This is a genomic window from Holdemanella hominis, from assembly GCF_014306155.1.
GTDB lineage: Bacteria > Bacillota_I > Bacilli_A > Erysipelotrichales > Erysipelotrichaceae > Holdemanella > Holdemanella hominis.
In genome coordinates this window covers 1-6,646 of sequence record NZ_JACRWH010000077.1, presented here as the reverse complement: position 1 = coordinate 6,646, position 6,646 = coordinate 1, and the positions used below count along the sequence as shown (strand labels likewise).

Here is a 6,646-nt window from a genome sequence, read left to right as displayed (position 1 = left end):
AAAAACGTCATTCTTCCTATTTCTGTTTATGAATAAGCTTATATCTAAAAAGACGGTAATTGAATCAAGTCAGTATGTAAAACGAAACAATATGGAGCAGAAATTTGGAAGTTATCTCTACTGTTTAATGAAAGGAAGTATTGTATGGAAAGTCCAATTGTAAGCATTGATGTTTCCAATGGAAACATTCATTACATACAGAGAAATTAACATTAAATGAATTGTCTAAAAGATATCAAGGAGTTATTTTTGCAAATCCAAAATAAAAAGAGTTCAATGTAAATTGAACTCTGGTGCATAGAGAGTATGAGTGAAGTTTGTAAAAATAGTATAATATTATTATCAATTTTATAGTATATTGACAATAACAAATTCACTATGGTGCTCAGTTCGGATAGGAAAGCCCCATCCAGATACGCCTGATGTATTGATAGCTGACATAAGATTGATATATTTTTGACCATAGTTGAGTTCGTTTATATTAAGTAGTTCATAGATATAATAAAGAGGGAATATTTGACCAGCATGCGTATGACCAGATAGATGTAAATCAATGTTACTTTGTGAGCAATCTTCTAGGTTTTTAGGTTGATGATCAATTACAATGTTATAAGTATCAGTATTTGTCTCAAAAGATTTTATGTCACGTCGTTGATGTAAACTATAATCTTTTCTACCTATAATTGATATTTCATCATTTAATAGGGTTTGTTCATCGTTTAAAACATGAATACCATAATTCTCAATAAGCGATTCTAACTTATTACTAGGAATACGATTATAAAATGAGTGTTTACCAGTGTCGTGATTTCCGTAAACATAGAATACTTGTGATAATTTTGATAGTTTTCCTAGTGTTTCAAATGTTTCGATTCTTTCTTGTGAATCTGTATTCTCATCAATAATATCACCACACAACATGACAAAATCTGGTTTCTCATCTGCAATTCGATTTACCAATCGATTAAGGTCTTTCTTATTTGTAGAAGTAGGATAGTGGAGGTCAGCAATCATCGCAATTTTATAATCTTTACTTAATGTTTTGTACGTATCAATATTATATTGTGTTTTTAAAATGTGATTCATGTTATAAGAACCAAAATACATCAAACAAATTGAGAGAATTAAAGGAATAGGGATGTACATATAAAGCTTTTTATACTTTGTATTATCACTTTTTATAATTTTATTGAACAAGAATTCAAATATGATGGTGATTACAATAAAATGTATTTCAAATATAAATAAGACACTGTTGAGTTTTAATGATGGAATTGATAGTAGAGTTGCTAAAAGAATTTTAACAACACCATTTAAGCTTGTTTTATTGAATTCATAAATGAAAAAGCTAAATATAAATATAAAACTAATTATCGACATAATAACGGTTAACATATATAAATCATCCTTCTTTCTATTTAAAGTATAGAGAAAAGGTCTTAACTAATATCTGATAAAAAACTGAACAATTTCTTAACAAAAAAAGCCATCTTCGTATGATATGATACCTATTAGTAAGGTGTAGTATATCATAATTAAATGAGATGGCTGATTTTTATTTTGTAATAATTCCTTTTTGGTTTTCTAGACTTTTAGGAAATGTAATCTTCACTTTAAACAGGTCACAATCAATCGTAATATCAAACAACCCACCTTGAGCTTCTGTAAAACTACGAGCGATTGCTAGACCTAAACCACTTCCTTGTTTAGAACGAGACTTATCACCGCGAACAAATCGTTCTGTGATTTCTTCTGAAGTAAAATCCATTGGAACTTCTGAAATATTTGAAAACTCGATTTCAAAACTATTATCTAATTCCGTCATTGTTAAATATGCGCGACTACCTGGTAGGGCATATTTATTAATATTTGTAAATAAGTTTTCGAAGATACGATATGTTTTATCACTATCAAGGAATACAAGTAATTTCTCAATATTGATTTTCCTTATAAAAGTAATGTTCTTAGATTCTAACATTTCTTCATTTTCGAGATAAGCTTGATTCAGTAATGAAACAATATCTAACTCTTGAAGATTCAGGTTGATATTACCACTATCAACTTTGCTGATTTCGAATAAATCTTCGATAAGATTCTTTAGTCTATTTGTATATAGAGTAAGTTGTTCTAAATAATGATGTTTATTTTCCAATGTAATATCATCATTTTTAAGTAAAGTTAGATAGTTTTTTATACATGTAAGAGGTGTTTTTAAATCATGCGATACATTTGAAATTAATTCAGTTTTCATCTTTTCTGATTTGACTTTTTCTTGAATAGCTTTTTCAAAGTTTACACTAAGTTGATTAAGTTCTTCTTTACTTGATTCAAATATCCCAAAATCTTTTTCAGTAATCGTATCAAAATCTTCTGAAATAATATTTTTGATGGAATCTAATAGTGTGTTGTAATCTGTTTGAATTTCTTGAGTTTTCATTTTTATATAGAAGAACAATAACAATGTATAGATGATAGTAAAGACAATGGATAAGGCAGGATTCCATAATGCGATAAAGATAGTAATAGCACCATTAATGAGAACGTATTTCATTATAGTTGTATGCATTGGTGATGTAAGGTCAATTTCTGAGAGTATGTTTAATTTACGCTTGATATAGGATAGAATTCTTGAAATGAGTGTATAATCTTTGAAATAATGAATTGGCCCATAAACTACAATGAACTTAATCAAGAAAACACTAATTGCTATAGATAGTAGGGATAAATACCAAACAATGAAATTAATAACGAATAATAGTTGATTTCCGTATCCAATTCCAAAACTATTTAAAATAAAATTTAATTGGCCATTTATTGTTGTTCCTGCAAGCATTAGTATTGCTAAAAAGGCTAAAGTTAGAATTGTTGGCCATGCAAATAAATTGATTTCAAAACTCCACTTTTTTATTGTCTTAAATGGATGGGTTTGTTCAACATATTTAATGGGGTAAAAAAGAATAAATAAGAAAATTATCAATGAAAATACACAGAATACGACTGCGCTAAAGGAATTGTAATGTTCCCATGAATTTAAATAACCAGATAGACCTTCAAAAGATTTAATGTTTTTTGAAAAGATATATTGAATATCTATATTTTTGGGAGTATTAACTGAAATGTCATTATCTGAAAATGTTGGCTTTTCATATTGATACTCAGAGCTATCAAATAAATCATTTGTTTCTATCTTAGAAAATACGTTACTTACATTTCCATCTGTTGTACAATAACCTTCTTTATCATAGTTAACATGAATTGTATAACCATAATTATCGAGGTTAAATGTGTTTTGATCATAATTCTTGATATTCGTAATAACTTTATTTGTATTTGTGTTTTTTGCGATATAGAAGAAGTCTTTATCCATATGCATAAAGCTTTTTACATCTTCTAATCGATGGTTAAATTCGTCTTTAACATATTCTTTGTTTTCGTTGTTTACCGAATCTGAGAATAGAAGAGGAGTGTAATTTGAGTCCAACTGCATTGTTAATCCTAATGTTGTATATTGAAATTCTTCAGAAAAATAGTATTCAATATCTTTAAATTTATTAATATCTTTGGTATTTACATTATCATATAAGCTAATAGCAGAAAAACTCATAATTAATAGTATTGATGTAAGAATGATAGTAAAAATATTTTTTCCTTTCTTCATAATATCACCTACAATTTTTCAATTTTGTATCCAATACCCCAAACAACTTTAATATATTCTGGATTTTTTGGATCTTCTTCAATTTTTTTACGTAAACGTCGAATATGGACCATAATTGTATCAGTGTTTATAGCAATTTCGTTCCAAATACTTTCATAGATCTGTTCACTCGAAAATACTTTACCAGGTTGACTCATTAACAATTCTAATATTTGAAACTCTTTTAAAGTTAAATGTAATTCTTGACCATGGATGGTTACTTGTTTTGTATCTTTGTCTAATATTAAGTCACCGACTTGTAAAATTTCTTGTTGTATTTCTTCTTTATAACCTTGTTTTAATTTTAAGATTTGGCTGTATCTTCTTAAATTTGAATTTACACGAGCAATTAATTCTAAGGGTTCAAATGGCTTAGTGATATAATCATCAGCTCCTACGTTTAATCCTTTTATTTTATCGATATCTTCTGACTTTGCACTTAAAAAGATTACTGGCATATCATATTTTTCTCTTAATTTTAATACCATTGTCATTCCATCCATAACGGGCATCATGATATCAACAACGGCTAAATGAATATCATTATTGTGAATGATTTCTAGCCCCTGAGCACCGTTTTCAGCTGTAAAAATATGGTATCCTTGATTTTCTAAGAAAATACTAATAGTTTCTCTAATTCCATTTTCATCTTCTACGACTAAAATATTGTATTCCAATATAAACACGCTCCCTTTATTGTTTTCAATTATAAATTATGAATTGATTTTTACTTGATTTCAATATAAAACTAAAACATTGTACCAATTTTCATAATGATTTCTTTAACTCCCCATGAATAAGCAATTAATGCAAGAGGTTTGCAAGTTGCGATAATAAAGATATATTTTTTAAGACTCATACTCGTAAGACCTGCAATCATGCAAAGTAGATCATCAGGAAATCCAGGAACTAAAATTGCTAAAGCGAACAATTTGTTGAATTTATTACCTTTATCTAACCAACCGATATATTTATCATATGTTTGTTGATCAGTAAATTTTAAGATAAAGTCGTGTCCATAATGTTTCACCATTAGAAAAGCAATAATGGAACCAATCATTGAACCAGTATAATTAAGGATAAATCCCCAAAAAGGACCAAATAAGATAATTCCTATGCCACAAGTAATACCACCAGGAATGATAGGGATGATTACTTGAATGATTTGTAAAGTAAGGAAAAATACTGGAGCCATGACTCCAAAACTTTTAATTAATAGCTCAAGCTTTGTTGAGTCAGTTAAACATCCATTTGATATTAGAAAGTACATGAATAATAATAAAAATGCTATACCACTTATTGTTAGATATTTTGTAGATTTTGCCGCCATAAACATACACCTCTCTTTACATTTACAATAATAATTTTTAATTATGAAATTATGTCGTACATAATTCTGAACAAATTCTTAACTTTTTATATTTAATATAGTAGGTAAATAAGTTTTGCGTGTATTATGGTGTCTTCAAGTGATATTTGCTAGATTTTTTTGTTTAAAAGTTAAAATAAAAGTGACTAAAGGAGGAGTTATCATAAAACTAGGTCGAACAATACTTAAAATAAGAGAACAAGCACATGTCTCAAGAAGAATTTGCACAGCGTTATCATGTGACAAGACAAACTATTTCAAATTGGGAAAATGAAAAGAATTATCCTGATTTAGAAACCCTTGTAAAGATTAGTGAAGATTCAGGTATATCAATTGATTATATGTTAAAGGATAATATTGAAATTGTGCAGTCGATTGATAAAAATCTAAAACATTTAAAGTGGTTTAAGTTGGGTACACTTGCTATGGTTTCTATAGGATTAATTTTTCTTAGTTATATTGGTGTCCAAAACCATAAGCAAGATATCCTTGTGAAATCATTTGATACAGCACTAACTAATCTTGGTTTTGAAAAAATGGGAGATAATTATTCATTATTAAGTGGAAAAACAAAATTTGATGTCTATATGTTTGAGAGACCACAAGGCTTAGGATGGAATCAAAATATTTTAGATAAAGACAAGTTTATAGTTGGAACAATTGATAATGATTTAAATACTGTAGTCACTATAAGAATAGATGATAAGTTTATAACACTTAATATTGCTAAGAATAGAAGTTTAAATTCTGACTCAGCATTAAATGAATATAGTTTAGATAAAAACGGTGATGTAAAGCATAAAGATAATATGACAAAAGAAGACTTAGAACTATATGGTTTATTGGAAAATGATATTAAGTTAAGTGTGAAGAAGCTTAATAATATGTATACGGATATTTATGGATGAATGCTTATTTTAAATTTTATTTGTATTAGGTTGTTTGTCGGTATGTGTATGCAGAGATATTTGTTGTGTATCTCTGCTTTTTATATTTTTTTCTAATTATGTTAAATTCTACTAATAGTAGGTTTACTTTTGAATGGAAATAACTAATAATGTGCTTGAGGAGGGATTGTTTATGGTGCGCCAGTTCGGTGCAGTTGATTTAGTTAGGTGAAACTTCTAACCTGGTAACTCTTGGAGCAAAGAGACCAGTATCTAGTCCTTGGGCATTGTATCGTGAGGTACAGTGTTAAGTGTAGGAAGGAAAGACTTAGAGCTCTAAAGCGAAAGCCTGAAGCAATCTAGCGTCGTTAGACTCAACATAGTGGTGGGTGATGCTCTCATATAGGCCGCAACCAATATAGGTTGAATCGTTATGCCAGATTCAATCGGACACCACCGGCGTTGTAAAGCAGGGCGAGAAGTCAAGGTATCAACTGCATACCTGGGAGGTCTTGCAGTTTCCGATAAACACGGTACTGTTGTTACAAGTGCTAACACCACAAGAGCAACGGGAAGAACTGCAAGAAGTCCGATGAGGTCATATTGTAGCTATGAAGTGTATGAAAGTACATGGAGCGAAGGACCGAAACACAGTTACGTTTCTTGAAGGGAAACATGTTGAAAACACTGGAG

5 protein-coding genes are annotated in these 6,646 nt (G+C 29.1%); 1 reads left to right on the top strand and 4 read right to left on the bottom strand.

What is annotated here, in order from left to right; genetic code table 11:
* Nucleotides 1-348 precede the first annotated feature (348 nt).
* The 4 genes from H8911_RS11440 to H8911_RS11425 form a co-directional block, all read right to left on the bottom strand.
* On the bottom strand, nucleotides 349-1,380 hold the full coding sequence (locus tag H8911_RS11440; RefSeq protein ID WP_255466371.1) for a metallophosphoesterase: 1,032 nt from the start codon (nucleotides 1,378-1,380) through the stop codon (nucleotides 349-351).
* Between the two features lie 175 nt (nucleotides 1,381-1,555).
* Nucleotides 1,556-3,658 (bottom strand): histidine kinase dimerization/phospho-acceptor domain-containing protein, encoded by a 2,103-nt coding sequence (locus tag H8911_RS11435; RefSeq protein ID WP_186999745.1) that lies wholly within the window; start codon nucleotides 3,656-3,658, stop codon nucleotides 1,556-1,558.
* 8 nt (nucleotides 3,659-3,666) lie between these two features.
* Complete coding sequence (locus H8911_RS11430; RefSeq protein ID WP_186999747.1) at nucleotides 3,667-4,374, bottom strand: response regulator transcription factor; 708 nt, start codon at nucleotides 4,372-4,374, stop codon at nucleotides 3,667-3,669.
* A 71-nt stretch (nucleotides 4,375-4,445) separates the two neighbouring features.
* On the bottom strand, nucleotides 4,446-5,027 hold the full coding sequence (locus H8911_RS11425) for a TVP38/TMEM64 family protein (RefSeq protein ID WP_186999744.1): 582 nt from the start codon (nucleotides 5,025-5,027) through the stop codon (nucleotides 4,446-4,448).
* 245 nt (nucleotides 5,028-5,272) lie between these two features.
* Here H8911_RS11425 and H8911_RS11420 point away from each other — a divergent pair, with 245 nt between their 5' ends.
* Nucleotides 5,273-5,974: a helix-turn-helix domain-containing protein gene (locus tag H8911_RS11420; RefSeq protein WP_222621031.1), complete on the top strand. Its 702-nt coding sequence runs from the start codon at nucleotides 5,273-5,275 to the stop codon at nucleotides 5,972-5,974.
* Nucleotides 5,975-6,646: the final 672 nt, after the last annotated feature.